This window comes from Collinsella sp. TF05-9AC (genome assembly GCF_003438495.1).
Taxonomy (GTDB): Bacteria; Actinomycetota; Coriobacteriia; order Coriobacteriales; family Coriobacteriaceae; genus Collinsella.
The window spans coordinates 21389-23598 of sequence record NZ_QSSH01000033.1; the positions used below are offsets into that span (position 1 = coordinate 21389).

A 2210-nucleotide genomic window follows, 5' to 3' on the forward strand; every position below is an offset into this window, starting at 1 on the left:
CCTACAGGAGATTATAGACGCGGCGCTCCGGGAGATGGCCGCGGAGGAGGGCGACGGGTTCGACCCGCAGGCATGCAACCTCGCGGAGTTCTGCAGGAGGACGGGGCTCACCCGCTCCCGCGCGAGGACGGTCAGGGCACACGGGTTCAGGGCCCTGCCCCACGGGAACAGCGGGAGGAGGGCCGCGCCGGGCGTGCTCGCCGGCCACGCCGGCCTGGTGGACGACCTCCTGCGGAAGGGCGTCACCAACTCGCAGGTGATATTCGAGCGGCTGCTCGGCCAGGGCTACGCCGGCGGCCTCACCACGGTGAAGACCTATATCGCCGCGCACCGGGACCTCGTGCCCGCGAAGAGGCGGCAGGCGGCCCCGCAGGGCTGCCGCGGCCAGCGCTTCAGGACGGCGCCCGGAGAGGCCTACCAGATGGACTGGGGCTTCGTCGCGGTCGAGCGCCCCGGCGGCGAGCGGGCGCGGATCGCCTGCTTCGCCATGGTCTGCCACCATTGCGGGGGCGCCCACGTCGAGTTCTTCCCGAACGCGCGCCAGGAGAACCTCCTCATCGGGATGCTGCACGCGTTCTCGGCGCTGGGCGTGCCCGCGACCGTGCTCACCGACAACATGAAGAGCGTGGTCGTCCGCCGCGATGCCGACGGCCGGCCCGTCTGGCAGGCCGACTACGCCGAGTTCATGGGCGTCGTCGGCTTCCGCACCAGGCTGTGCAGGCCGCGCCGCCCCTATACGAAGGGCAAGGTGGAGAGGCTCGTCCGCTTCGTGAAGGGGAACTTCCTCGCGGGAAGGTCCTTCACCGACCTTGACGCCCTCAACCGGGAGGCCGCCCTCTGGTGCGCCGAGCAGGGAGGCCGCTGGCGGCGCCCGGCGGCATGCGTCCCGATGCGCGAGCACGAGGCGGCGTGCTCGGCGAACACCAGGCCGCTCGAGGTCACGGCCGAGGTCGAGCGGTACCTGTGCCCGCGCCGGAAGATCTCCTTCGACGGCTTCGTGAGCTTCGAGGGGCACCGCTACGGCGTGCCCTACTGGTACGGCCGCCGCGAGTGCAGGGTGAGCCGGGAGGGGCGCGTGGTGCACATATACAGCGACGACCTCTCCCGCGAGCTCGTCGCCCACGCCGTCGGCGCCGGCGCCGACAGCTGGTGCGAGGGCCAGTGGGAGACATCGCCGGCGCAGCCCGAGGAGCTGCCGACCCAGCCGGTCGGGACCGTGGTCGAGCAGATCGCCCCGCCCCGTGCGAAGCCCGGTTTCGAGAGGTTCGACTTCGGGAGGGCCGAATGATGGCGGGCGCGGGGGCGAGCCCCTACGAGCTCGCGAGCGACGCCGCGTCGAGGCTCGGGATCGCCGTCGGGGCGGAGGAGCTCGCGACCCTCGCCTCGGACCTCGACCTCGGCGACGGGGAGATGGCCGCCGTGGCAGCCACCTTCTCCTACCTTGCGGAGAAGAGGAGGCTCGCCTCCATCGAGACGCTGCTGAGGCTGAGCAGGCTGCCCAGGCGCGAGCCCAAGACCTTCGAGGGCTTCGACTTCTCCAGGATCCAGGGCCGGGACGCGGCCGCGCTGGGCAAGCTCCCGTCGCTGGCCGACCTCTACGCGCACCGCAACGTCGCCTTCGTCGGGCCCGGCGGCATAGGGAAGACGCACCTCGCGCAGGCCTACGGGCGCGAGTGCTGCATGCGGGGGCTCAAGACCTACTACATAAAGGCGACCGAGCTCAGGGACAGGTTCCAGAAGGCCGTCCAGCGGGGAAACACCTCGCGGGTCGTCTCCTCGCTCGTCAAGCCGTCGTGCCTCATCGTTGACGAGGTGGGGAGATGCGTCTACGACAGGCCGTGCACCGACCTGTTCTTCGATGTCGTCGACAGGCGCTACGAGAAGGAGGGGCCGAACGCGATGGTCCTCACGAGCAACATCGCCCCGAGCGGGTGGGATGAGTTCTTCACGGGCGACGACACGCTCCTCTGCGCCCTCGGCAGGCTGTTCGACAAGGCGTCGGTGTTCGTGATGCGGGGCCCGAGCTACCGCGGCAGGGAGCTCGACACCTACTCGGTGGAGGCCGTCCCCCAGGCGGTGAAGGTGAGGGGGATCCAGCCCGAGGGGATGTAGGGAAGCGATAGGAAAGTCATAGATGCGGGCGTGTTGGCTAAAATGGGTCGGCCGGGATTGGTCAATCTCGGCCGACTATATTTGGCTAAATTATTCCG

The 2210-nt window shown here is 69.9% G+C and carries 2 protein-coding genes; both read left to right on the plus strand.

Annotated features, from left to right (window positions below; genetic code table 11):
• Window positions 1-1288, plus strand: a 1288-nt coding sequence (gene istA / locus DXC52_RS08545; protein ID WP_233504913.1) for an IS21 family transposase, incomplete at its 5' end; no start/stop codon positions are given.
• Window positions 1285-2112, plus strand: coding sequence for an ATP-binding protein (locus DXC52_RS08550; RefSeq protein ID WP_117746924.1), 828 nt, complete (start codon window positions 1285-1287; stop codon window positions 2110-2112). The genes istA and DXC52_RS08550, both read left to right, overlap by 4 nt.
• Window positions 2113-2210 lie beyond the last annotated feature (98 nt).